Source organism: Xanthomonas sp. NCPPB 1067 (genome assembly GCF_020783795.1).
Classification (GTDB): Bacteria; Pseudomonadota; Gammaproteobacteria; order Xanthomonadales; family Xanthomonadaceae; genus Xanthomonas; species Xanthomonas melonis.
The window spans coordinates 1-24,859 of record NZ_JAJGQG010000029.1 but is presented as its reverse complement, the minus strand read 5'-3'; the positions used below and the strand labels follow the sequence as shown (position 1 = coordinate 24,859).

Annotated in this window: 12 protein-coding genes, 1 other RNA gene and 1 pseudogene; 2 read left to right on the top strand and 12 right to left on the bottom strand. The window is 65.6% G+C overall.

Annotated elements, in window-relative coordinates:
* Positions 1–8: 8 nt before the first annotated feature.
* Entirely contained in the window at positions 9–1,085 is a 1,077-nt protein-coding gene (locus tag LL962_RS17540) for a sialidase family protein (protein ID WP_228317826.1), read from the bottom strand.
* A 335-nt stretch (positions 1,086–1,420) separates the two neighbouring features.
* Between LL962_RS17540 and LL962_RS17535 the strand changes: the two genes are divergently transcribed.
* On the top strand, positions 1,421–1,741 hold the full coding sequence (locus LL962_RS17535; protein WP_228317825.1) for a RebB family R body protein: 321 nt from the start codon (positions 1,421–1,423) through the stop codon (positions 1,739–1,741).
* Positions 1,742–1,805: 64 nt separating this feature from the next.
* Here the strand turns inward: LL962_RS17535 and LL962_RS17530 are convergent, their stop codons facing one another.
* The 10 genes from LL962_RS17530 to LL962_RS17485 form a co-directional block, all read right to left on the bottom strand.
* Positions 1,806–2,006: a hypothetical protein gene (locus LL962_RS17530; protein ID WP_104586545.1), complete on the bottom strand. Its 201-nt coding sequence runs from the start codon at positions 2,004–2,006 to the stop codon at positions 1,806–1,808.
* A gap of 289 nt (positions 2,007–2,295) precedes the next feature.
* Complete coding sequence (locus LL962_RS17525) at positions 2,296–4,131, bottom strand: glycoside hydrolase family 35 protein (RefSeq protein ID WP_228317824.1); 1,836 nt, start codon at positions 4,129–4,131, stop codon at positions 2,296–2,298.
* 258 nt (positions 4,132–4,389) lie between these two features.
* Positions 4,390–6,732, bottom strand: coding sequence for a GH92 family glycosyl hydrolase (locus LL962_RS17520; RefSeq protein ID WP_228317823.1), 2,343 nt, complete (start codon positions 6,730–6,732; stop codon positions 4,390–4,392).
* Positions 6,733–6,842: 110 nt separating this feature from the next.
* Positions 6,843–8,303, bottom strand: coding sequence for a glycoside hydrolase family 125 protein (locus LL962_RS17515; protein WP_228317822.1), 1,461 nt, complete (start codon positions 8,301–8,303; stop codon positions 6,843–6,845).
* A 444-nt stretch (positions 8,304–8,747) separates the two neighbouring features.
* Positions 8,748–11,402 carry a glycoside hydrolase family 3 C-terminal domain-containing protein gene (locus LL962_RS17510; RefSeq protein WP_228317821.1) on the bottom strand — a complete coding sequence of 885 codons (2,655 nt, stop codon included), beginning with the start codon at positions 11,400–11,402 and terminating at the stop codon, positions 8,748–8,750.
* 436 nt (positions 11,403–11,838) lie between these two features.
* Positions 11,839–14,541 (bottom strand): beta-mannosidase, encoded by a 2,703-nt coding sequence (locus LL962_RS17505; RefSeq protein ID WP_228317820.1) that lies wholly within the window; start codon positions 14,539–14,541, stop codon positions 11,839–11,841.
* A gap of 21 nt (positions 14,542–14,562) precedes the next feature.
* Positions 14,563–17,016: a family 20 glycosylhydrolase gene (locus tag LL962_RS17500; protein ID WP_228317819.1), complete on the bottom strand. Its 2,454-nt coding sequence runs from the start codon at positions 17,014–17,016 to the stop codon at positions 14,563–14,565.
* 412 nt (positions 17,017–17,428) lie between these two features.
* A complete protein-coding gene (locus LL962_RS17495) occupies positions 17,429–18,496 on the bottom strand; it encodes a glycosyl hydrolase family 18 protein (protein ID WP_228317818.1) in 1,068 nt (355 codons plus the stop codon).
* A 3-nt stretch (positions 18,497–18,499) separates the two neighbouring features.
* Positions 18,500–20,185, bottom strand: coding sequence for an alpha-L-fucosidase (locus LL962_RS17490; protein ID WP_228317817.1), 1,686 nt, complete (start codon positions 20,183–20,185; stop codon positions 18,500–18,502).
* 208 nt (positions 20,186–20,393) lie between these two features.
* Complete coding sequence (locus tag LL962_RS17485; protein ID WP_104586538.1) at positions 20,394–23,054, bottom strand: TonB-dependent receptor; 2,661 nt, start codon at positions 23,052–23,054, stop codon at positions 20,394–20,396.
* 715 nt (positions 23,055–23,769) lie between these two features.
* Between LL962_RS17485 and LL962_RS17480 the strand changes: the two are divergent.
* A pseudogene (locus LL962_RS17480) lies at positions 23,770–24,756 on the top strand (glucokinase family protein); the annotation flags it as partial.
* Between the two features lie 2 nt (positions 24,757–24,758).
* On the opposite strand, the gene LL962_RS17475 reads toward LL962_RS17480, so the two are convergent.
* Positions 24,759–24,834, bottom strand: a non-coding RNA gene (locus tag LL962_RS17475) — sX9 sRNA.
* Positions 24,835–24,859: the final 25 nt, after the last annotated feature.

Here is a 24,859-nt window from a genome sequence, read left to right as displayed (position 1 = left end):
ACCGATTGTCAGCGGGCGCCTCGGCCCGCAAGCAGCCTCGGGTCGAGTACCACGTGTTTGATGCGCTGGCGCTTCCAGGTGTAGCTGATGTGCACCAGGCCATCGCGGGTCTGGATCACCGCAGGATAGGAAAACTCGTCTTTTTCGCTGTCTTCCAGCGTCAGCACGCGTTGCCAATGGGTGCCGTCGTCGGAGACGGCAACGGCCAGCGTGCCACGCCCCTCCCACCAGTCCTTGCCGGCGATGGCGGGGTTGTAGACCAGCAAGGCGCGGCCGTCGCGCAGCATCACCGCGTCGGTACCGGAATTGGGGTTGTGCACATCGAGCAGTTGCATCGGTTGCCAGTGCAGACCGCCATCATCGGAGAAGGTGCTGAAGAGCCGGTTCTGCTGGCTGCGCCCCAAGGCCTGCACGCGGCCGTCGGCATGCAGCAACAGGCTGGGCTGGATGGCGCCGATCACGCCCGGGTCGTTGAGCGGCATGCCGCGCTGCCAGTGCGCGCCGTCGTCGTCGCTCCATTCCAGATGCGCGCGCCAGCCGCGGTCTTCGCTGCTGCTGGGTGCCAGAATGCGTCCGCTTGGTAACTGCAGCGGCCTGTTCTTGATCGGCCCAAGAATGCCGTCGGGTAATCGTTGCGGTGCCGACCAGCTCGCGCCGTTGTCGAGCGAGGTGAGATGTAGCCCCCACCACTGCCGTGGGTTGGGGCCGAGCTTGTAGTACAGCTGTACCGGCCCGCTGGCCGATTGAAACAGCACCGGATTCCACGCCGGTACATCGGCCCCTTGCCTGCCGGCATGCGCGCCATCGGCAATGCGCTGTGGGGTCTGCCACTGCTGCGGGCCACGTCGCGCAAGCCAGATACCGACATCGGGCGCACCTTCGCGCGTACCGCCGAACCAGGCCGCCAGCAGCTGCCCATCGCGGGTTTCCAGCAGGGTGGAGGCGTGCGCCTGCGGCGTGGGGGCGGGGTCGGCGATGAATTCGCTGAGTACGATCGGCGACGCCGTCGACACGGCAGGGCGTGCCTGGACGCCGCAGGCAGCAAGACTGGCGATAAGGTAGGTCAGCAAGCGCATGGGAAACATCGAGCTCCAGTGCGGTGTGGATTCAGAACGGCTGGAAGAACGTAGCGAGCAGTCGTCAGTGTACGAGTGGTACATGCCGATTCCGAGCTCCGGCCGCGCCGTCTGGTGGCTGCGCAGTCGCTGTGCTGGCCGCTCCTGCTGGCTACCTGGGCACATCGGTGTTGCGACGTGCATTGCGAAGTTGCATGGCGCGGATTCAGCGGTAGGCCTGGATGCCGCTATCGGAAGGGCACCGCAGTGCGCTGCCGCCTGGTCCGAGTCGTGCGACGCCACGAACATGCCGTTGGCGGCCAGCGCGCGTCATGCCGTGCATTCCGTCCACTCAGGAGCCGAACATGGCCTTCCCAACTGCAGTCAATGAACAGGTCACCGATGCCGTCACCCAGTCCAACGTCAAGGTCGTGGGCGAAGCGCCTGCGATAGCGCTGGGTTCGATCTACCAGAGCCTGGCCCATTCGACCGGCATCCTGTTTCAGAACGCCGTCGCGGCGCAGCAACAGCAAAACACCCTGGCGCAGGCCGCGGCCAACCATGGCGTGATGCAGATCTATAGCGTGGAGACCACTGCGGCTGCCGGTGCGACCGAAAAGGTGGCGCAAACTGGCGTGGCCGATGACCTGACCAGCCTGCTCGCGGTACTCAACGCGTTCAAGTGAGCACGCTGGCCGGCCACTGACGATCGCAACTGGCGCTCGTCAGTGGTTCGCGTCTTCGGTGTGCTCAGGCCGCGGTGTCGTCACGCACCTGCGGCGGCAGCAGCGTCTGCGGCTTCTTCGCCGATTCGGTCTGGCACAGGAAGGCCATCCTGTGCGCCGCCTCGGTGCTGTCCATCGGCTTGCCGTGGACCTGTTCGGCGAAGGCGTGCTGGGTGTGCTCCGCATCGGCGGAAACGGATTCTTGCGTAACGGTGGACGAGGACATGCAACGCTCCTGGAACCAGCAATCGAGCCGTCTACGTCGCAAGCAAGCGCATCCGTAACGGAGTCAGCCGGTGATCTTGCCTGGAATCCGCTCCGCCCGATACCTCGGCGGTAGCGGACGGTGCGGCAGCACCGGATGTCCTGATAGCGGCAGCGGCCACGCTCTCTGAAGGGCGCGGCGCGGTCCCGGACGTGTGGCATGCCGCTGCATCGATGTCGCGTGTGTGGCTTGGTGCAACGAGCGCAGGGTGCCGGCGGCCAGGGGCGCCGGCACGGAATCTACTGCGCGCTCACTCCGCCGGCTTGATCCACACCTGTTGCTTGACGCCGGCCAGGCTGGGCGCGGCCACGGTATCCAGATCGAACACCACCACCGTGTTGTCGCCCTTGCGCTGGAACGGTGCGGGGAAGTACAGCCCGCGCTGCGCGCCGATGTTCCAGTGGCGGCCCAGGTTGACGCCGTTGGCCCAGGCGATGCCCTTGCCGAAGGCGCGCATGTCCAGGAAGGTGTCGGTGGGCGTGCCGACCTTCAGGGTGCCGCGATGGAACGCCGGGCCATCGACGGCCTTGCGGGTCCAGCCGCGGATGCTGTCGGGCGAACGCATCGGCAACGGGAACGCCTGCCAGCCGGTGAGCGGCTGGTTGTCCAGCAGGACCGGGTCGGTGAGGCCGGCGCGGCCATCGGCCATGCGGGTGCCGTAGTTGACGCGGCCGCTGTTCTCGACCAGCACATCCAGCGTATGTTCGCCGGCCGGGATGTCCACCGTGGTGGAGACCTGCTGCAGCCGGCGTTCGACGCTACCTGCCGGCTTCCGGTCGACATACACCCGCGCCACGTCGCGGACATCGCCCAGGTACAGCGCGCCCTTGCGCGGGCCGGTGATGGTGGTGCGGTAGAGGATGTAGCCGTAATCCTGGCCGAAGTGCTCCATCGGCTTGGGGGTGTCGATGGCGATCGGTGCGGGCAGGTTGTCCCATAGCGACGCCGATTCGCGCAGCGGGGTCCGTGGCAATGCCGTCATCGCGATCGGCGCGGGCAACGCAGGCGGCTGCACGCCGGTGACGCGGGCGATGGCATCGCGCATCATCGCGAACTTGGGGGTGGGCTGGCCGGCTTCGTCCAGCATGGCGTTGTAGTCGTAGCTGGTGGTCTGCGGGGCGTAATGGTCGCTGGGGTTGCCCTGGAAGTTGGCGCCATTCATGAAGCCGAAGCTGGTGCCGCCGACGAACATGTACAGGTTGGCCGAATAGCCCTGGCGCAGGATCCATTCCAGCTCTTCGGTCTGTTGCCTGGCATCGGTATCGGCATGCGCCTTGCCCCAATGATCGAACCAGCCAGCCCAGTACTCGCCCACCATGCGCGGCTGCTCGGGACGGAACTTGATGAGTTTCTCGAACGCGCTCTTGGCTTCACCCGGCGCGAAATTCACCACTGCCAGGGTGTCGGGCAAGGTGCCGTTGGCCAGCATGTCCGCGCCATCGGACGTGAACAGCAAGGCCTTGTCGAAGCCGGCCTTGACGTACATGGCGCGGTTGTCGGCCATGTAGGCGTGGTCGTCGTCGTAGGAGCCGTATTCGTTTTCCACCTGTACGGCGATGATCGGCCCGCCGTTGTGATTGAGCAGCGGGCGCACCTGCTGGGCTACCGCATCCAGATACGCCTGGCTGGCGGCCAGAAAGCGCGGGTCGCGGCTGCGCACGCGGATATTGTCCTTGCCGAACAGCCAGGCAGGATAGCCGCCGGCCTCCCATTCGGCACAAACGTACGGGCCAGGGCGCAGGATCACGTTGAAGCCCTGCGCGGCGGCTTCGCGCACGAAGGCGGCGACGTCGTTGTTGGCGGAAAAATCGAACTTCCCCTGCTGCGGTTCGACCAGATTCCAGAACACATAGGTTTCGATGGTGTTCAAGCCGAGTGCGCGCGCCTTCTGCAGGCGATCCTTCCAGTAGGCGCGCGGGATGCGCTGGAAGTGGATGGCACCGGACAGGATCTGATAAGGCTTGCCGTCGCGCACGAACTGCGTGCCCTGCGTGCCGAAGGTGGGCCAGGAATCGGGAGTGGCGGCAGCGGCGGGAAGTGCAAGTGCGAGTGCCAGGACCAACGGTGCAAGGGTGTTGCGCAACATGGGCGATCTCGGTGATGGGGAGGGCGAGGGGGGAATCACTGCGTCAGGCACTCATCCGTACTCGGGCGTGATCGCTCGCATGCGAAAGAGTCGAGGGCTGGCCTCTGATCGAAACGGTGCGGCAGGCCTGCCGCGTAGGCGCAGACGCGCGTGCGGGAGAACGATGGAGAAAGGCTCCTTGCATGCGGGGGAAGGGAGGGTAGCACTCCTGCGGCCGGAAGCAGGAGCGCGCTTGCCATCTGCGGCAAGCGCGCGCCATCACGCAAACGACGGTGGCAGATCCTGCTCGGTGGCGCCGAAGGCCGGGTTGGGCTTGGGGCCCATGGCCAATTCCAGCGTACCGCCTGCGGCCAGTTCCGCGTGGCGCAGCCAGGCACGGGTCAACGGTGTTCCGTTGAACGCCAGCGACTGCACATAGACGTTCTGCGCGTTGTTGTCCTTGGCCACGATGCGCAGCGTGCGGCCGTTGCCGACGTCGAGCTCTGCGCGCTTGAACAACGGGCTGCCCACGATCCAGTTGCCGCTGACCGGATCCACTGCGTAAAGCCCCAATGCGCTGAGCACGAACCACGCGCTCATCTGCCCACAGTCTTCGTTGCCTGACAGGCCGTTGCGCGCATCGTGGTATTGCTCGCGCAGCAGGCGGCGCACCATCGCCTGGCTCTTGTACGGCTGGCCCGCATAGGCGAACAGATACGCCACATGGTGGCTGGGCTCGTTGCCGTGCGCGTATTGGCCCACCATGCCGTCGATGTCCGGTGGCGCATCGGCGGGCAGTTCGGAGCTGGTGGAAAACAACTCGTCCAGTTTGGCCACGAAGCCATCGCGGCCGCCATACAAGTCCATGTAACCGTACAGATCGTGCTGATTGAGGAAGGTGGCCTGCCAGGCATTGGACTCGGTGAAATCGCGCCAGCGCTTGCCGTGGCCCATGCCGCGCGGATCGAACGGAGCAGCCCAGTTCCCGTTTTCCAGCCGTGGCTGCACGAAACCACTGTCGCGATTGAACAGATGACGGTAATTGCGCGAGCGCTCGCGCAGTGCGCGCGCATCTGCGCTGGCACCGGCCGCCTGCGCCAGGTGCGCGCAGGCCCAGTCGTCGTAGGCGTACTCCAGGGTGCGGCTGACCGCTTCGTCCACCTTGTCGGCGGGGATGTAGCCGAGCGTGCGGTAATACTCCAGGCCATGGGTGGTGTCGTGCATGGCGCGTTTGCGATACGCCGGCCATGCCGCGGCGTAGTCGATGCCGGTAAAGCCCTTGGCATGCGCCTCGGCCAGCACCACGGCCGAGTGGTAGCCGATCATGCAGCCGGTTTCCACGCCCTGCAGCGGCCAGATGCCCACGCCGTCCGGGCATTCGTTGGCCCCGCGCACCAGGCATTGCATCAGGTCCGGCACGCGTTCGGGTTGCACCAGGGTAAGCAGCGGATGCGCCGCGCGATAGGTGTCCCACAGCGAATAGGTACTGTAGTTGTGGTAGCCCTTGGGTGCGGTGTGGATCTGCAGGTCCATGCCGCGGTAGCGGTTGTCAACGTCCGAGAACAGCGTGGGCGCCAGCAGGCTGTGATACAGGCCAGTGTAGAAAATGCGCCGTTGCGCGTCGTCGTCGCTGTCGATGCGCACGCGGCCCAGTTCCTTTTCCCACGCCGCCACTGCCTGCGCATGCACGCGTGCGAAGTCGAAGTCCGGCAGTTCCGCATCGAGATTGGCCAATGCATTGTCGGCGCTGACGGCCGAGATGCCGACCTTGATCAGCAACGGCGCATCGGCCGCATCGGCGAAGTGCAGTGCGGCCTTGAGATGGGTGCCGTCGCGGCTGTGGGTGCCGGCGGGCAGTGGCTGGTCTTCGTCGTACAACTGCACGCTGGCGAACGGCCGCGACAGCCGCAGGGCGAAATAGAGGTAACGCCCCTTCGCCCATTGATGGACGCGGCGTCCGCCGGTGAGGGTCTGCGCGTCGACCACGCGCAGTTGCGCATCGCTCACGCGCGTGGGGATGCCGGGTTTGTCCTGCATGCCATGGCACAGGTCCAGCAGCACGTGTGCCGGCTTGCCCTTGGGGAAGTGATAGCGGTGCAGGCCGGCGCGCGCGGTGGCGGTGAGCTCGGCATGCACGCCACTGTCCTTCAGCCGCACACGGTAGTAGCCGGGCGATGCGGCTTCGTCGGCATGGTCGAAGCGCGAGCGGTAGCCCGCATCCGGGTTGTCCAGCGGGCCTGGCACCAGTTTGACCTCGCCGGTGGCGGGCACCAGCAGGAAGTCCAGCATGTCGCCGATGCCGGTGCCGGACAGGTGCGTGTGCGAGAAGCCCATGATCGAGCCATCGGATTCGTGATAGCCCGAGCACGCATCCCACACTGCGTTATAGGTATCCGGGCTCAGCTGCACCATGCCGAACGGCAGCGTGGCACCGGGGAAGGTGTGGCCATGGCCGCCGGTACCGATGAACACATCCACATGCCGGGTAAGATCGGCGCGGGTGCGCGCATCGGCGGGCAGTGCATAGTTGCCGGCGCGCGCGCGGGCCAGGCCGGGCAGGCCCACGCTTCCGAACAATGCTGCGGCGATGGCGCCTTGGAGAAAACCGCGTCGTGTTGCCATGTGTGTTTGCTCTCGGAAATCATGGTCCAGTGCGGGAGCGCCCTCATCCGCCCTTCGGGCACCTTCTCCCGCATACGGGAGAAGGGCTGGGATCAGGCGCTGCGCATGGATCAGGCGCTGCGCAGCAGCTGGGGTTTGCGCTGATGCAGGTCGATGATCAGCTCGCCGAACAAGGTGTTGGCCCAGGCGAACCAGTCGCGGGTGAAGGTGCCGGGATCGTCCTTGTGGAAGGCCTCGTGCATGAAGCCGGTGCCGGCGTGGGTGGTCTTGAGCCACTGCAGGCATTGGCGCAGTTGTGCGTCGTCGTCGCTGACCAGCGCGTACTGGATGATGGACATCGGCCAGATGGTGCCCATGCCGCTGTGCGGGCTGCCCACGCCCTCGGCAGCGCTGCCGCGCGAGAAATACGGGTTGCGCTCGCTCCAGGCCAGTTGACGCGTGCGCAGGAACACCGGGTCGCTGCGATCGCAACAGCCCAGGTAGGCCAGGCTGAGCAGGCCGGGCGCGTTGGCGTCATCGATGAACAGCTGGTTGCCGAAGCCGTCCACTTCGAAGGCCCAATAGGCTTGCCCGTCGCTGTCGCGTTGCTGGCCGAACTGGCGCGTGGCGGTTTCCACTTCATCGGCCAGCGCGGTGCACTCTTCGGCGAAGGCAGTGTCACGATGCAAGGCCGTGCTCATCGTGGCCAGCTGGCGTAGCGAGGTCACTGCGAACAGGTTGGCCGGAACGAACAGCGGATACACGCAGGCATCGTCGGAGGGGCGGAACATCGAGTGGATCATGCCGTTGGGTCTGGTCGGCTGGCCGTAGCCTTCCAGCACCAGTGTTTCGGTGGCCAGCGGCGAAGGCCGCTGGAATACGTACGGGCCGCGATTGTCCTTGCGCTGCTGCTCGCGGAAGGTACGCACCACCACGTGCATCGCCGTGCGCCAGTCGTCGTCGAATGGCGCGGCATCACCGGTGGCACGCCAGTATTCATGCGCGATACGGATCGGATAGCACAGCGAATCCACTTCCCACTTGCGCTCGCCCACGCCGGGCTTCATCTCGGTGATGTCGTTGAGCGACCACTTCAGGCGCTGGGTCTGGCCATCGGGCAGGAACGCGTTGGCATACGGGTCCAGCGTGATGCACGCGGCCTGGCGCTGGATCAGGCCATGGAACATGCGCCGCAAGGCGGGGTCGCGCCTGGCCAGCGGCACGTAGGGGTGCACCTGCGCGGAAGAGTCGCGCAGCCACATCGCATGGATGTCGCCGGTGATGACGAAGGTGTCCGGCTTGCCGTTGCGGATGCCGGTTTCCACCGTGGTGTCCAGGGTGTTCGGGTAGCAGTTCTCGAACAGCCAGGCCAGTTCGGGGTCGGCGATACGCGCCTTGATCTGCGCGATCTGCTGCTCGACCGCGGTGCTGACGAAGCGGCGCTGCGCCTTCGGCGGGCGCTTGCTGACGAATGCGCCGGCGGCGGAGGCAGGTGCAGCAGGCGCAGCCGCGAACGCGGGCAGGGCGCTGGCCAGCAAGCCGGCACCGGCGCTGGCGCCGAGCAGCTGAAGGATGTCGCGGCGGGTATGCATGACCTCAAGACTCCATGGTTCGACCTGCGATCCGCACGATCCACATCCCTGGCGCTGGCGGCCGCCATGTGGCAGCCGCTGCGATGAGACCTATGCATGACCAATTCCCGACGACCATACAACGTGTGCGCCGGAGATGCATAGTGCGCCCGCACAATCCGTTGCCGTCTGCGGGCTGCTGCGGCGGCATGGCTGCGAGCTGGGCCGCGCGCTGCGCACCTGCGTGCTGACCGCGCACCAGTCCGCACCCGTCAGCACTCGCTCCGACCGTTCTGCAGCACGTATCGCCGGCCCCGATCAGCGCGCCGACTGCGGTGGTCGAAGGCATGCACCACGCTGCCTCCAGCAGACGTGGTGCGTGAGCGACACTTCACCGAAACCCTTACGCCTGTTGCCGACCTGCGCCGGCATGGCCGGCGACTGCGCGCGACCTCGACGCGGCACTTACTTCGGCAGCGGCGAACGCCCCGAGATCGAGAACGCTGCCGTGTTGCCTGCCGCACCGGTGTCCGGCTGCCCGCCGCCTACAAACAGCGTGTAATCGCCGGCCTCCACCGCGCGCTGCCCGGCGCGATCCACATCGCTCAGTGCGCGCGCATCCAGGGTGAAGGTCAGCTCGCGCTGCTCGCCCGGTTTGAGGTGTACGCGTTGGAAACCGACCAGGCTGCGCAACGGCGATTGCGGGCGCTGCGGGTACTGCAGGTAGACCTGTGCCACTTCATCGCCAGCCCGCGTGCCGGTGTTGCGCACGGTCGTGGTGACCTTCAACGAGCTGCCGGCCTGCAGGGTGGTCGCGGACAGGCGCGGCGCGTCGTAGCCAAAGCTGGTGTAGCTCAGACCATAGCCGAACGGGAACAGCGGCTCGCCCCTGAAGTAGCGGTAGGTGCGGCCCTTCATGTCGTAACTGACGTAGGGCGGCAGGTCCTTGGTGGAGCGGTAGAACGTCACCGGCAGCCGACCGCCGGGATTGTCGTCGCCGGCCAGCGTGCGCGCGATCGCGGTGCCGCCGGACTGGCCTGGGTACCACGCGGCCACGATCGCATCGGCGTGTTGTTTTGCCCAGTTCAAGGCCACCGCGCTGCCGCTCATCAACACCACCACCAGCGGCTTGCCAGAGGCCTTGGCGCGTTCCAGCAGCGCCTGCTGCGGGGCGGGCAGAGCGATATCGTTGCGGTCGCCGCCGTCGAAGCCGGGCACGTCGATGCGCAGTTCCTCGCCTTCCACATCCGGCGACAGGCCGACGAAGGCCACCACCGCATCGGATTGCGCCACGGCCTGTTCGGCTTCGGCCAGTTGTGCGGCGGCCGGTGCCAGCCATTCCAGGCGCACGCCCTGATCCTGGCCGCGGTGTTCCATTTCCAGACGGATCTTGCGCGGGCGGGTGTCGTCGAAATGCAGCACGGTTTCCACGCTGCGGCCGTCGGCGTTGTGCATGCCGGCCGGCACGTGCTTGTCTTCGGCGTTGCCGGCCACCACCAGCTTGTCGTCGATATACAGACGCACCGGGTCGTGCCCGGCGCAGTCGAAGCAGCGCGCCACGCGCACCGCCAGGGTGTAATCGCCGGCGCCGGGCGGCAACAGTTCGCCGCTCCAGCGCACCGCGTAGCGGTCGGCCGGCACGCCCTTGGCCGGGCTGACCTGGTCCCAGTTGAAACTCACGGTACGGTCCTGGCGCACGACCGCCGGGGTGCCGCTCATGTCGACGTTGTCGAAATACTCGCCACGCAGGCCGGGTTTGCCATCGCTGCGCAACGCGCTCTCGGGAATCATGCCCGGCACGCCGGCAGCCAGAGGCGCGCCCTGTGCATAGCGCACCTGCTGTGCGCCGAAGCGTTCGCGCAGACCGAGCAACGGAGTCACCGGTTGCGCGGAGGTACCCTGGTAGTTGGCCTCCAGCGCGGCCAATGCATCGGCGTTGGGGCCCAGTACCGCCAGCCGCTTGCCTGCCTTCAGCGGCAGCGTGGCATTGGCGTTCTTCAGCAGCACGATCGACTCGGCAGCGGCCTGCAGGGCCAAGGCCCGGTTGGCGCGGGTGTCGATGTCCTTGGCGCCCAGCCGCGCGTAAGGGTCCTTGCGTGGCGCTTCCAGTTCGCCCAGACGGTAGCGGGCGGCGAACAACCGCACCAGCGATTGGTCGAGCAGGGCTTCGTCCACTTCGCCGCGTTCGATCGCCGTACCGAGTTCGCGATAGGCATGCCCGCAATTGAGGTCGTGGCCGGCCTTGAGCGCAGCGGCCGAGGAACCGGCGTTGTCGGGGCGGAAGTAGTGGAACTGGGTCATGTCGTCCACCGCGTCGCAGTCGGACACCACAAAACCCTTGAAGCCCCAGTCGCCGCGCACGCGGCCATTGAGCAACCAGTCGGCCGCACATGCCGGGGTACCGTGCAGCGAGTTGTAGGCGCACATCACCGAGCCGGCCTGGCCCTCGACCAGCGCGGCGCGGAACGCCGGCGTGTAGGTGGCTTCCACATCGCGCGGCGAGACATCCACATCGAAACCATGCCGGCCCGGCTCGGGGCCACTGTGCACGGCGATGTGCTTGGGCGTGGCGATCGTGCGTGGATGGTTGAGGTCATCGCCTTGCAGGCCACGGATGAAGCCGACCGCGAGTTGCCCGGTGAGGAAGGGGTCCTCGCCGTAGGTTTCCATGCCACGGCCCCAGCGCGGGTCGCGAAAGATGTTGATGTTGGGCGACCAGATGGTCAGCCCGGCGTAGCGCTTGTGGTCCTTGCCGGGGCCACCGGCCTGATTGAATTTGGCGCGCGCCTCGGTGGAGACGACGGTGCCCACCTGCTGCATCAGCGTGGTGTTCCAGCTTGCCGCCAGACCGATCGCCTGCGGAAACACCGTCGCATAGCCGTTGCGGGCGATGCCGTGCAGGCCTTCGCTCCACCATTCGTAGGCGGGGATACCCAGGCGTGGAATCGCCGGCGCATCGTTCATGGCCTGTGCCACTTTTTCCTCGCGGCTCATCTGCGCCACCAAGGCGGCGGCGCGTTGTTCGGGTGTGCCGCTGTGGTCGGCGGGCGCGGCGTGCGCGATGCAGGACAGGCTCAGGCCCAATGCCATGGCAAGACGCGAGACAAACAGGGACGACATCGATTCACTCCTGCGCAGCGGCCAATGCCGCCAGGCGTTGTTCGGGTAGTGCCGCAGAGGCAGCGGCGAGGTTGGGGGCGGGCGTGGCGGTGTCATGCGCGCGGTTGGATGTGGTGGTGGCTGGTACCGCGGTGGGCCCTCATCCGCCGCTACGCGGCACCTTCTCCCGCTGGCGGGAGAAGGACACCCATGGCGAGCGAAAAGTCAGCGTGCCGCGCGAAAGGCATGCCAGGCCACCGAGTCCATCTCCCGCTCCGCGGGAGAAGGTACCCGCAGGGCGGATGAGGGCATGCATCGCAGGACATCAGTTCCTTCTCCCGCTCTGCGGGAGAAGGTGCCCGCAGGGCGGATGAGTGCATGCATCGCAGGACATCAGTTCCTTCTCCCGCTCTGCGGGAGAAGGTGCCCGAAGGGCGGATGAGGGCCGTCTCTTGCCTCATTTCGCTGCCGTTGCCTCCGGCGGCTCCGGCGGAGCGCCGGCCAGCGTGGATGCCAGGTCGCGTACCTGCAGCGCAGACTGCAGCTGCGCCATCGGCAGCTTGCTGCTCACGTGCAGCGTCAACGGCTCGCCGGGCAGCAGATCGAAGGCGTTATCGGCCACGCTCGCCTCGAGATCGCCGAACGACAGCCATACCTCGCGCGCCAGCGTGTTGCTGGTCAGGGTCAGCGCATAGCCATCGCCATCGGCGCGCCACTGGCTGTCGATCTTCGCCACCGGCAAGGCCAGCTGCTTGGCCGGCGCGAAGAACACCACCTCGCGCGACAGCAACGTATTGCCGTCGAACAACTCGAACACCGCATAGGTGCGCTTCGGGTCGGCGCTGCCCAGCAATTGCTTGTCGCTGAAATTGCCCACCTGCAGGCTGCTCAGCGGCTTGACCGTGGCCTTCTGCTCGCGCTTGCTCAGCAGCTTGCCGTCCATGCCCATGACCCGCATGCGCCAGCGTGCCGCCAAGGGCGTAGTGCGGTCGGAGACCAGCGAGACCTCGGTCTGGCCCTTGTCGTTGCGCAGCGCGGCGATCATTTCCGGTGCGTAGAAGCGACGTGCGTGATACTGCAGCGCCTTCCAGCGGCCGTAGTAATCCACGCTGGACCACGAGGCGCCCGGCCACACATCGTTGAGCTGCCAGTACAACGAGCCCATCGACTGCGGACGCGAAGCGCGCAGGTGCGAGGCGGCCAGGTTGATGCCCTCGGCCTGCATCAGCTGGCTCAGGTAGACGAAGCTTTCGAAATCCTTGGGCTCGCCGAACTCGCGGCGGATGTACAGCATCAGCCGCTTGTTGCCGTTGCCCTTGTCGAACTTCTGGTGCGCGCGCATCACCGGCGACTCCGGGTCCATGTCGGCCGCATCGGCGAACGCGCGCACGGTGCGCATGTCCGGGAACGACTGCAGGCCGTACTCGGACATGAAGCGCGGGGTGACGTTGAGATACTCGGTGACCGGCAGGGCCGGGCCGCCCCAGACCTTCCAGTAATGCATGTCGCCATCATCGGTCTGGTCGGCGGCACCATCGAAATTGGTACCCGGTGAGGTGGCCCAGTACGGCACGTCGCTGTCGTAGGTGGCCACCACTTCGCCGAACACGGTGCCGAACAGCGTGGTCATGCCGCGCTCGACGCGGCTGCGTTCCTCCGGGTCCAGCGATTGCTTGAACTTGACCCGGTCGCCCCAGTTTTCCCAGCCGGTCTGCACTTCGTTGTTGCCGCACCACAACACCACGCTGGGGTGATCGCGCAGCCGCTTGACCTGTTCGATCGCCTCCTGTCGCGTGTTCTCGCGGAATTCCACGTCGTAGGGCGGCACCGCGCCGCCGAACATGAAGTCCTGCCAGATCATGATGCCCAGTTCGTCGGCCACCTCGTAGAAGTGATCGTCCTGGTAGTGCCCGCCGCCCCACATGCGCAGCATGTTCATGTTGGCATCGCGCGCATCCTGCAGCGTGCGCCGCATCGTCGCTTCGGTGACGCGCGAAGGGAAGGCATCCAGCGGGATCAGGTTGGCGCCCTTGGCAAAAACCGGGATGCCGTTGATCACGATCTCCATGCTCTTGCCGAACTTGTCCTTTTCGCGGCGCAGCTCCACCGAACGCAGGCCGGTGACGCTCCTGACCTGCTGGCTGTCGCCATCGGCATCGCGCACGCTGGCCACGAAGGTATAGCGATCCTGCGCGCCGTAGCCGGCCGGGAACCAGCGCTTGGGCTTGGCGATGCGCACCGGCAGGTCGATGCGATTCTGCCCGGGGTCGACCACCGCGTCCTGGGTGAACTGCCCCACCTTCTGCCCATCCGGGCCCAGCACGTCCAGCGTCACCTGCACAGGGCCGCTGCGGCCGGCCTGCAGTTCCAACTGCGCCTGCAGTTGCGCGCTGTCGGCATCCACGCGCTGCTGCGCGATATGCAACCCATCCACGCGCACCGCATCCCAGGCTTCCAAGCGCACCTGCTTCCAGATGCCGGCGTTGACCATGCGCGGGCCCCAGTCCCAGCCATAGCTGTACGGCGCCTTGCGCACGTAGGTGGAACTGTGGCGGCCATCGGGCTCATCGCCGAACGCCGAATCGTAGGCGCCGGGCAGCGCATACGGCTGCTTGGCCAGCCACGGCTGGATCTTCTTGATCGGCGAGAGGAAGGTGATTTCCAGTACGTTGTCGCCGCGCTTGAGCAGCGGTTTGGCATCCACGCGCCACTGCCGGAACATGTTGTCGGCGCTGAGCAGCTTCTTGCCGTTGAGGGTGACTTCGGCCAGCGTGTCCAGGCCATCGAACACCAGTTCCACATGCGCGCGCTCGAGCGTGGCTGCATCCACGTTGAAACGGGTCTGGTACTGCCAGTCGCTCAGGCCGGCCCACTGGATCTTGCCTTCGTGGTCACGCAGAAACGGATCGGGCACCACCTTGGCGGCGATCAGGTCGGTCTGCACCACGCCCGGCACCTGCGCCGGCATCCAGCTGGCGGCCTTGGGATAGGTCTTGGCCTGCGCCTGCCCGGGGACCAGGCGCACCTGCCAGCCGCTGTCCAATGTCACGGCGCTGGGCGGCGCCGCCCAGGCCTGCGAGATCGCACACGCCAGGGCGAACCCGAGGCGGGCCGGCGTGAGCCTGGAACGTGTGGAGGCGGAACGGTGCGACAGGGGCATGGGTGACTCTCCTTGGAGGGATCAGCGCGTGGCGGCGGGGGGCGCCTGCGCGGTGGTTTCGATCAGTTGAACGGTACCGATGGCATACAACGGGCCACGGATCGGTGCGGTGAAGCGCAGGCACAGATCGTGGATGCCGGTGCGTGCAGGCAGTGGAGTTTCCAGCGTGAATTGTTCGCCCACGGTCTCGCTGCGCGGCAACTGCACGCTGGCGATCAATTCGCCATCGCAGCCCTGACGCACTTCCAGCTCACCGCCGCGCGTCCGGGCCGGGTACTGGATCACTTTGGATTGCTCGTGGGCCAGGCCGAAGTTGTTCGGCAGACGTGCAGCCTCGATGCGGATTGCGCCAATGCCATCCAGGCGTGCCTGCGGATACAGCCGGCAGGCATGGAACAGGTCGACGTTGTAGACCGGCGTAGTAGCGCTCGTCATCCCCGGCAGCAGCGGCAGGCGCAGGCCGAGCGCACCGCTCTCCACGCAATGGCGCAGCCCTTGCGTGTCCACACGCAACAGGCTGGCACGGTCGAAGGTACGGCTGCGCGTGGCGGCCAGTGGCGAGCCGTTGGCATCGAAGGCAGTAGCCTTGACCGTGGTCGGCAATCGGATCGTGAAGGGCGCCTGGTAACGCGGAGAGGTCGGCGTGGGGTCGCTACCGTCGACGGTGTAATGCAGTGCGCCTGCACCGGTCTGGGTGCTCAGCTCCACCTTGGCGGCGCCACCGCCGAGCACCGGATTGGGGCCGCCTTCCAGTGCGATCTCGGCAGCGAATGCGCCATCGCTGTAGGCGATGCCCAGTGCCTTGTAGCGCTGCAGCTGTGCCGGCATGCGCGCCAGGAAGCCGTTCCAGTTGCGTGCTGCCGGCGGCGACCAGGTTACTTCCGCCACCGCCGACAGGCGCGGGAACAGCGCGTGATCCACGTGCCATCGGGACGGAATGTATTCGGCCCACAACGCGCCTTGCGCGCCCAGCACGTGCCTGGCCTGATCGGCGCTGAGCTCGGCCGGTACCGGGTCGAAGGCGTAGACCTTGGACAGCGGCAACACCGTCAGGCGACCGTTCGGTTCGTCGCTGCGCGTGGTCTGCAGGTTGTCCAGGTACAGCCAGTCGCCCGGCGCAAGCACCACGTCGTGGCCTTGTCTGGCCGCAGTCACCGCACCTTCGACGCCACGCCACGACATCACCGACGCGCTCGCCGGCACGCCGCCTTCGAGAATTTCGTCCCAGCCGATCATGCGCCGGCCGTGCGCGGTCAGGTAGGTCCCAAGCTGTGCGTTGAACCAGCCCTGCATGGCATGGGCATCCTTGACGCCCAGCTTGCGCATCTGCGCGCGCACCGCGGGCGAGGCCTCCCATTGATCCTTGACCGCCTCATCGCCACCGATATGGATGTACGTCGACGGGAACAAGGTCAGTACTTCATCCAGCACATGGGTGATGAAGCGCAGGCTGCGTTCGCTGGTGTTGAACAGATAGGGATTGACGCCCCAGTCCACGCCCACCTGCGTGCGTACGCCGGGCACGCCCACCTCTTCCGGATAGGCGGCAACCGCCGCCTGTGCATGTCCGGGCATGTCCAGCTCGGGCAGCACGGTGATGTGCAGGCGCGCCGCGTAAGCGACGATCTCGCTGATCTGTTCCTGGGTGTAGAAACCGCCGTAGCGCTCGGGCGTGCCATGCCGCCCCGCGCCGGGCGGAGTACGCCAGGCACCGACCTCGGTGAGCTTGGGGTAACGCTTGATCTCGATACGCCAGCCCTGGTCGTCGGTGAGATGCCAGTGCAGCACGTTGAGCTTGTGCAAGGCCATCGCATCCAGCACATGCTTGACCGTCTCCACATCATGGAAATGACGTGCCACATCCAGATGCTGACCACGCCAGCCGAAGCGCGGCCAGTCGCGGATGCTGACGCCTTGCACCGTCACCGCGCCCTTGCCCGCATCGGCTGTCATCAACTGCCAGGTGCTGACCGCGCCATACAGCAGCCCGGCGCCGTCGCGCGCGCCGATGCGGATGCCCTTGGCGGTCACGTCCAGGCTGTAGCCCTCCTTCTGCGTCACCGGCGCCCGCGCATCGCGCTGCAGGCGGATGCTGGCCGGCGAGGCTGTGGCCTCGGCGCGCACTTCCAGGCTCAGCCCGCGGCTGCGCTTGAGCAGGCTTGCCAGATATTCGGCACTGCGCCGCGCATCGGCGTCGCCCGGCTCGATCGAAATCACCGTGCCGGCATCGATGGTGAAACTGCCGGCTGCCGGTTTCGCCTGAACCGGTGCGGGAATCAGCGGTAACGGTGCACTGGATGACGGCGCGGCCGCCGTGGCTCCTGCATCCGCCACGGCCGGTGCGGTGCCGGCTTCGCGTTTCCCGCAGCCGGCCAGCATCAATGCGGCAAGCGACAGGGCAAGCAGACGCGACGGCGACGCTCCCGATGAAGGCCGCACGCGTGGGGTCGCCGCTGGCGTGCTCGGAAGAGGCATGCTGGAAGAACGCATGTCCGGTGATGACGAGTTCAGCCGCGGTAATCCCGACGATGGCGTGTGTGGAGCGCGGCTGGTATCGACCATCATGCAATCACATCCCGATATGGCGGAGAGCGTGTTGCCGCGCCATCGCAGATGCGCAGCGGGGTAGGGCGGGCGCATCGCGTGTTGCTGCAACGCCTCAGGTGCGGCCGATGCGAGAACGCGACCCGGACTCCCGTGGTACGCCGCCGCCCCGATGCAGTGTACGAGTGGCGCCCGAGGATTTCGAGCGTACGCCGCCGCCGTTGAAGCAGCCACGTGCGCGGCGATCCGCGCGCGCACATCGCCGCGCACAGTAGCAAAGCCGCGATGCTTTACGCAGGCACTGGCGCACGCTTCACTGCGCTGCGCCAGTCGGGCATGTGGATCAGCGTTGCGCCACCGGCAATTCGTCCCACACCTTCGGGTCTTCCGCACCCAGCACCCAGCAGCTGAAACCTTCCAGGCCGTATTGCTTGGCCATGTCGTAACGCGCCTTGAAGCTGCGGGCGTCCGGGCGGAACACCCACTCGCGCATGTCGTCGCGATAGAAATAGAACCACGATTCCTGCTCAACCGGATCCCACTGCACGGTCGCGTTCTGCTCGATCGCCAGCGGGAAGGATTCGTCGGCATCGATGTAGGTGGCCGAGATATTCGATGCCTCGGTGCCGTCTTCCTTCACCGGATTGCCGGTGTACCAGCGGTAGCCGTAGGTGGCGATGCCCAGCGACAGCTTCTCCTTGGGGACCTGGGTGATGGCGTAATCCAGGTGCTTCTTCATCCACACCATGCCATCCACCGGGCCCGGCGTGGTCCAGCGGGTGTGCTGGTCGTAAGTCATGATACTGATCAGGTCCGCGGCCTGGCCCAGTGCCTTCAGGTCGTATGCGCCGCGCCAGTATTCCCACATCCACTTGGAGAACTGGCCGCCTTCGGCATGGCCTGGCGCATTCGGCACCACCGCCACCGACATCTTGAAGCCGGCCTTGTGCAGTGCGTCGGCGGTCTGCTTGACCATCAAGGTGTAGGCATCGCGGTCGGTCCAGGCGATGTTTTCGAAATCGAACTGGAAGCCATAGTACTTGTGCTGCTTGCCGTGGATCAGCAGCGATTCGATCATGCGCTTCTTGGCCGCCTCGTCGTGCATCAGCTTGTGGAAGCCGTCGCGGCCGGTGGTCATCGACAGGATCGGCATCACCCGCAGCTTCTTCTGCTTGGCGAGGTCGTACAGGTACATGTTGGGGGTGCCGTTGACCAGGCCATTCTGATCGACGCCGTACCAGGTCGGCACCACCACGTCGATCTTGTCGACGTTGGCGATGAACGAGTTGGTCGATTTCTGCGTGTTCATCAGATAGAACAACGCGGTGGGGTTCTTGGCCAGGGCCGGGGCGCAGGTCAATGCCAGCGCAAGTAACATCCAGCTCAATCGCTTGCTCATGAAAGACAACATCCGTCAGGGAGTGGGGGAAGAAAGGTCGATGCGGAACACATAGGCGCTCTCGCCGACCGGCTTGACCGGGAGCCGCAGATGCAGGCCATCGGCGCGTTGCTCGAACGGGATCTTCTTGCCGTTGGCCAGCAGGCTCACCGCGCGCACGCCATCGGCGGCGGTGAGCGAGCGGATCACCGCCTCGCCATTGCTCGGCCAGCCGAGCGCGATCGCGTACAGCGCGCCGTCGCGGGTGGTGAAGCGGAAATCCTCGGCCGTGTACGGCTTGGTCTTGATGTCCTGGAAGGTGCCGCCCACCACCTCGGTGGGGCCTTCGCCATAGACGCGCCACGGTTTGCTGTCGTAGATCGCGCCGCCGTTGGTCTTGAGCCAACGCCCGATCGCCAGCAGGATGCCGCGCTCGGTATCCGGGATCGAGCCGTCGGCGCGCGGGCCGATGTTGAGCATCAGGTTGCCGTTCTTGGCCACCACGTCGGCCAGCATATGGATGATGAAGGTGGGCGACTTGTAGGTATCGTTCTCGATGTAACCCCACGAAGCATTGCTCACCGAGGTATCGGTCTGCCAATGGGTGGGGTGGATGCCGGTCAGCTGGCCGCGCTCGATATCCAGCGTGCCGGCGCCTTCGGGAAACGCGCCCAATTTGTAGTTCACCACCACGCCGCGGTCGGCTTCGCTGCGCGCCGCGCCCTGGTTGTAGTAGTAGGCCAGCATGGTCGGCAGGCTGCGCCGGAACGTCGGGTGCGCGATCCACCAATCGAAATAGATCAGGTCCGGTTGATAGGTGTCGATCAACTCGGTGGTGCGCGCCAGCCAATCGTCCAGCCATGCCTGCGATACCGGCGTCCAGTCGTTGGCCACATCGCCATCGTCCTTGCCCGGCAGGCGCACCTGCGCAGGGCCATAGAGCGCCGCATAGCGCGGGTCGCTGACGTCGGAATCGAACTTGCGTCCGCCGTCGAAGAACCAGTTGTGTTCGGCGCGGTGCGATGACAGGCCGAAGTGCAGCCCTTGCGCGCGAATGGCGGTGGACAACTCGCCGAGCAGGTCGCGCTTGGGCCCCATCTTCATCGCGGTCCAGTCCGACAACTTGGAGTCGTACAGTGCGAAGCCGTCATGGTGTTCGGCCACCGGCACCACATAGCGCGCCCCGGATTCGCGGAACAGCTTGGCCCAGCCCTTGGGGTCGAACTTGGGCGCGGTGAATCTGGGGATCAGATCCTTGTAGCCGAAGCTCGACTGCGGGCCATAGGTAGCCACGTGATGAGCGAATTCCTTGGAACCTTCCAGATACATGTTGCGCGAATACCATTCGCTGCCAAATGCAGGGACCGAGAACACGCCCCAATGGATGAAGATGCCGAACTTGGCGTTGTCGTACCACGCGGGCGATTGGTAGGCCTTCAATGCGGCCCAGTCCGGACGGAACGGCCCCTTGCGTGCGCCGGCTTCGGCTTGGCGCACCAGACGTTCGCGTTCAGGGGTGTACTTGGCGGTGGCATCGAGCCATTGCTGGTCGATTGCCTCTGGGTCGAGCGTGGTAGCGGTGGGTGCGGTAGGCGATTGCGCCGCGCTCAGAGAGAAGGCCGGCAGCGCCAGCAGCAGACCGAGCGCGAGCATTCGCGTTCTGGGTGCAGCTCCGGCGTGGCGGCGGGATGGAGCCACGAATACGCGGCTATCGGTCGTCATGGGAACTGCACTCCTGTCGAGCAAGACGCGCCGGCGATGCTGCAGCCGTGCGTGGATGGCAAAAGCGGGCCTGGCCATGCTCCCTCGGACGCGAAGGGGCGTGGCCAGCACCACTCCTTGGTACAACATCGAGCGGTGCACTGCATGCAACACACCGCTCAAAAAAAAGCGCGCCACCGTGGAGGGTCGGTGGCGCGCCGGTGCTACATCAGAACTTGAAGTTCAGCTGGGCCTGGTAGCCGCGGCCGTTCTTGTAGAACGCCGTGGGCGCTGCCCGGGTGTTGCTGAAGAGACGGTAGGTCGAATCCAGCAGGTTGGTCGCGCCAAAGGTGATGCCCATATAGTCGGTGATCTGATACGAGGCAGTCAGGTCCAGCTGCTTGTAGCTGTCGGCGAAATCCTGCGAGGCGAGGCGGCCGATCTGGGTGAAGTACTTGGAGCGGTAGCTGTAGTTGACGCGCACCATCCAGTCGCCATGTTCCCAGTAGGGAATGATGTTGTAGGTGTCGCGCGACAGGTAGGGCAGATTCAGACCGGAGCTGGAATCGGATTCGGCGAAGGTGTAGTTCGCCTGCACGCCAAAGCCCAGACCCAGCGATTGCTGGTAGTTCACCGCCACGCCCTTGACCTTGGCGTCGGAGACATTCACCGGGGTGGTCACCTGGTAGATGCCGGCCACCGCGGGCGGCGCCGGATTCAGCTGCTGGCTGACCGTGGTGTTGACGATGTAAGAACTGATGTCGCGGTAGAAGACTTCACCGGACAGCATGCTGGACGGCGCGAAATACCATTCTGCCGCAAGGTCGTAGTTGGTGGATTCGTACGGCTTCAGGTCGGGGTTGCCACCGTTGGCGGTCAGGTTGCCGTTGCCGCTGTTGATGGTGAACGAGCCGGCCAGATCGGCGTAACGCGGACGCGCGATGACCTTGGCTGCCGAAAAGCGCAGCACGGCATCGTCGGTGATGTCGTAGGCGATGTTGAAGCTGGGCAGCGCCTTGCGATAGTCGTTGGTTTCGGCCACGCGATTGAAGGTCGCACCGCCATCCTGGCTCTGCCAGAACTCGGACTTGTCGGTGGTATCGATCAAACGCACGCCGACGTTACCGCGCCACTGGCCCGACTCGAAGTTCAACTGCGTATAGACGTTCTGGGTGATTTCCTTGACGTCGAACGAAGAGCCGAAATCGGTGCGGTACGGTCCCTGCGGCTGTGCGAGCAGATAACGACGCACGGCCTCCAGGTTTGCGGTCGGCCAGGTGGTGAGGTCGCCGCTGGCGCCCAGGCCATCGTACAGGCCGCTCGGCGTGGTGCCCGGGTTGAACTGCGTCAGCGACACCGGGTCGGTGGTATTGATGCGGTTGCCGCGAGCGTTCACGCCGTTGTTGTGGTTGATGTACTTGTAACCGAACAGCAGTTTGGTGAATGGTCCCCACGCCAGATCACGCGCCGCATCCCATTGGAAATACTTCTCTTCGTCCGTGCTTTTCTGGTAGAAGATGCCGCCCGCCTGCATGGTGCTGGGATCCTGCGAGCCGGCCGGCTGGCCGGCCGGCGAACCCGGAAGCGTCCAGTTGGAGGCACCGCCGTTGTCGTAATTGACGGCGGTGTTGCGGCCGTCGAAGGCGTAGTTGTAGCCGCCGTCCTGCATCAGGAACTTCATCAGGTATTCGGGGTTCTTGCCGCCGGTGGCCTTGGTGTCGCCCACCTGCGTGGTGAACACCCACTTCTCGCCCGACCAGTCGTGACGCAGGTTCAGACTCTTGGTGGTGACGGTGCTCTCGCGGTAATTGGCGTCCAGCTGCGCGTACGGCTGGCCGGCTGCGCCGTCGCTGATCGTGGCCGAGGTGACGATGCCGCCCTGCACGTTTGCCTGGGTGATCTTGCGCATGTCGTCGTTACAGGCCGGGCAGACATAACGCGACTGGCTGAAGTTGTTGTACTTGCCCTTGATGTACAGGCCGGTCAGGTTGAACTCGTTCTGCTCGTCGGGCTTCCACTGCAACGCACCCTGCACGCCGCTGCGTTCGCGGGTCTGCTGGAAGAATGCGCTATTGATGCCGGCCGGCACGCGCGCGGTGGCCACATTGCTGCCGTCGCCGGTGATGGTGGCGGTCGGCGGAATGTTGGCGCCGGTGGTGTAGCCGAAGTACTCGATACCCGCGCGCGCCAGATCCTGCTTGTCGTGCGTGGCGGAGATCAACGCGCCGAAGGTTTCGTCATCGTTCTTCCAGCTCCACAGCGCCGAGCCGCGCGGATTGCCTTCTTCCGAGCGATCGTTGTAGTTGTAGCCGATCGAGCCGCGGATGGTGTTCTTGGGCAGGTCCAGCGGCTTGCGGGTGTGCACGATCACGGTGCCGCCGATCGAGCCCTCGTCGATGCGCGCTTCCGGGGTCTTGTAGACCTCCATCAGGCCGATGATTTCCGGCGACAGCAGGGTGTAGTTGAAGGTGCGGCCGCTGGTGTCGGTCGGGTTGCCGCCCCAGTCGCCGGAGGCGATGGTCTGGCCATTGAGCAGCACGCGGTTCAAGGCCGGATCGGTGCCGTTGATGCTGACCTTTTCGCCTTCGCCGAACTGACGGTCGACACTGATGCCAGGCAGGTGCGAGAGCGACTCGGCCGCATTGATGTCGGGGAACTTGCCGATGTCCTCGGCGCTGATCGCGTCGACGATGGAGTTGGCCGAGCGCTTGACCGCCTGGCTCTTCTCCAGCGACGCGCGGTAGCCGGTGACGGTGATGGTGTCCAGCTCGGTGGTGGCCGACGGCGCGCTGGCCGGGGCTTGTTGTTCTTGTCCGGCAGCCATCGCAGAGCCGGAACAGTACAGAGCGGCGGTGATGCAGAGTGCTAACGTCGTGGTGCGGCTGTGCATGGCTAAACCTCGTTGGTTAGTGCTGTGAACGCGTCGCCTGCAGGAGGCGTCACGCGCTCGGCGTGGCCGGCAAAACAACACGCCCTGACCGATCGCGATGATCGAGCGCCGCATCCGCAGGTGCGGCAGGTCGCGTCGATTCGCGTGGTAGAGGAGGTGTCCCCCGTGTGGTGAAGCGGTGGAGCGAATGCGACATCAGCGAGTCGAACGTCCGATGACGCACTCCTCACGAATCTGGAACCGGCAGGCGAGGGAAGAGCCGTTCTTCAGTACCGAACAGTCCATGGCCCCTCCTGCCAGAACCCCGATTTGGTTCGAGTCTCGCGTAGCGCTGACAGCGTTGTCAACACATCGTCACAGATCTCTGAAGCGGCTGCGATTGCGTTGCAATGCAGCATTTTTCCGGCGCGATCGCGGCAGATTGCGGTTCGCGACGCCGAGCCGTGCCCGAGTTTCCCGCCCGCGATTGGCGATTTAGATCGCGTTGCGGCAATTTCGATTGCTACAGTCCGGTTTTGTGCAGAGATCGGCGTGTTGGGCGTAGTTTTTTCATGGATGATGAGAAGGAACGCCGCAGCGCACTGATCGGGGTCGCTACGGTTGCGTTACGAAACAATTGCTGACAACGTTGTCTACCCGCTACCGTTCGTCGGACACGGGGATGATCTCGGCCCGTTGCTACTGATCAGGAGAATGCGTGAGCGCAAGCAGTCCAATGGAAGCGGTGGCCTTTTCGCGCCCCGACACCTTCGTTGCCGCGGACGTGGGAGGAACGCACGTGCGCCTGGCGTTGGTCTGCGAGAGTCCCGATGCGCGCAAGCCGGTGACGGTGTTGGACTACCGCAAGTATCGCTGTGCCGATTATCCGGGCCTTGCCGAGATCATGTCGGCGTTCTTTGCCGAAATGGGCTGCGCTCCGGTGCGGCGCGGGGTGATCGCAAGCGCCGGGTATGCGTTGGACGACGGCAGCGTGATCACTGCGAACCTGCCTTGGGCGCTCGCGCCCGAGCAGATCCGCCGGCAGCTCGGCATGCACGCACTGCATCTGGTCAACGATTTCGAAGCGGTCGCGTATGCGGCCAACTACATGGCTGGCAACCAGGTGCTGCAACTGTCGGGCCCCGCACAGGGCGCGTCTGGTCCGGCGCTGGTGCTGGGGCCGGGTACCGGCCTGGGTGCGGCGGTCTGGATTCCCAATGGTGCCAGCCCGGTCGTGCTGCCGACCGAAGCCGGCCACGCAGCGCTGGCCGCAGCCAGCGACCTGGAGGTGGCGCTGCTGCAGGAGCTGCGCCGCACGCGCACGCATGTGGGCACCGAGACGTTGCTGTCCGGGCCGGGTCTGTTGAATCTCTACACCGCGCTGGCCACATTGCGCGATCGGCCGCCCATCCACGCCAGTCCTGCCGATGTCACCGCCGCGGCCCTGGGCGGCAACGATGCGTTGGCGCACGATGCGCTGCAGGCCTTTTGCGGATTCATGGGCAGCGTGGTCGGCGACATGATGCTGTTGTATGGCATCCGGAGCGGTGTCTATCTGGCGGGCGGCTTCCTGCCGCAGATCGCAGACTTCATTGCCGCCAGCGATTTCGTCACCCGCCTGCTGGACAAGGGCGCGCTACGTCTGGCGCTTGCGCAGGTGCCGGTGCGCATCGTCGAGCACGGCCAGCTCGGTGTGATCGGCGCGGCCAGCTGGTTTCTAAGAGCGGCTAACAGAACGTAGCGAGCAGTCGCCAGGCGGGTGTGGACGGCGCGGAGGAACCGGAGTGTACAAGTGGTACATGAGGATTCCGAGCACCGGCCGCGCC

Coding starts and splice junctions, on each gene's coding strand:
- LL962_RS17495 (WP_228317818.1), bottom strand. CDS start 18,496: ATGTTGTCTTTCATGAGCAAGCGATTGAGCTGGATGTTACTTGCGCTG.
- LL962_RS17535 (WP_228317825.1), top strand. CDS start 1,421: ATGGCCTTCCCAACTGCAGTCAATGAACAGGTCACCGATGCCGTCACC.
- LL962_RS17490 (WP_228317817.1), bottom strand. CDS start 20,185: ATGACGACCGATAGCCGCGTATTCGTGGCTCCATCCCGCCGCCACGCC.
- LL962_RS17530 (WP_104586545.1), bottom strand. CDS start 2,006: ATGTCCTCGTCCACCGTTACGCAAGAATCCGTTTCCGCCGATGCGGAG.
- LL962_RS17540 (WP_228317826.1), bottom strand. CDS start 1,085: ATGTTTCCCATGCGCTTGCTGACCTACCTTATCGCCAGTCTTGCTGCC.
- LL962_RS17505 (WP_228317820.1), bottom strand. CDS start 14,541: ATGCCCCTGTCGCACCGTTCCGCCTCCACACGTTCCAGGCTCACGCCG.
- LL962_RS17525 (WP_228317824.1), bottom strand. CDS start 4,131: ATGTTGCGCAACACCCTTGCACCGTTGGTCCTGGCACTCGCACTTGCA.
- LL962_RS17485 (WP_104586538.1), bottom strand. CDS start 23,054: ATGCACAGCCGCACCACGACGTTAGCACTCTGCATCACCGCCGCTCTG.
- LL962_RS17520 (WP_228317823.1), bottom strand. CDS start 6,732: ATGGCAACACGACGCGGTTTTCTCCAAGGCGCCATCGCCGCAGCATTG.
- LL962_RS17500 (WP_228317819.1), bottom strand. CDS start 17,016: ATGCCTCTTCCGAGCACGCCAGCGGCGACCCCACGCGTGCGGCCTTCA.
- LL962_RS17510 (WP_228317821.1), bottom strand. CDS start 11,402: ATGTCGTCCCTGTTTGTCTCGCGTCTTGCCATGGCATTGGGCCTGAGC.
- LL962_RS17515 (WP_228317822.1), bottom strand. CDS start 8,303: ATGCATACCCGCCGCGACATCCTTCAGCTGCTCGGCGCCAGCGCCGGT.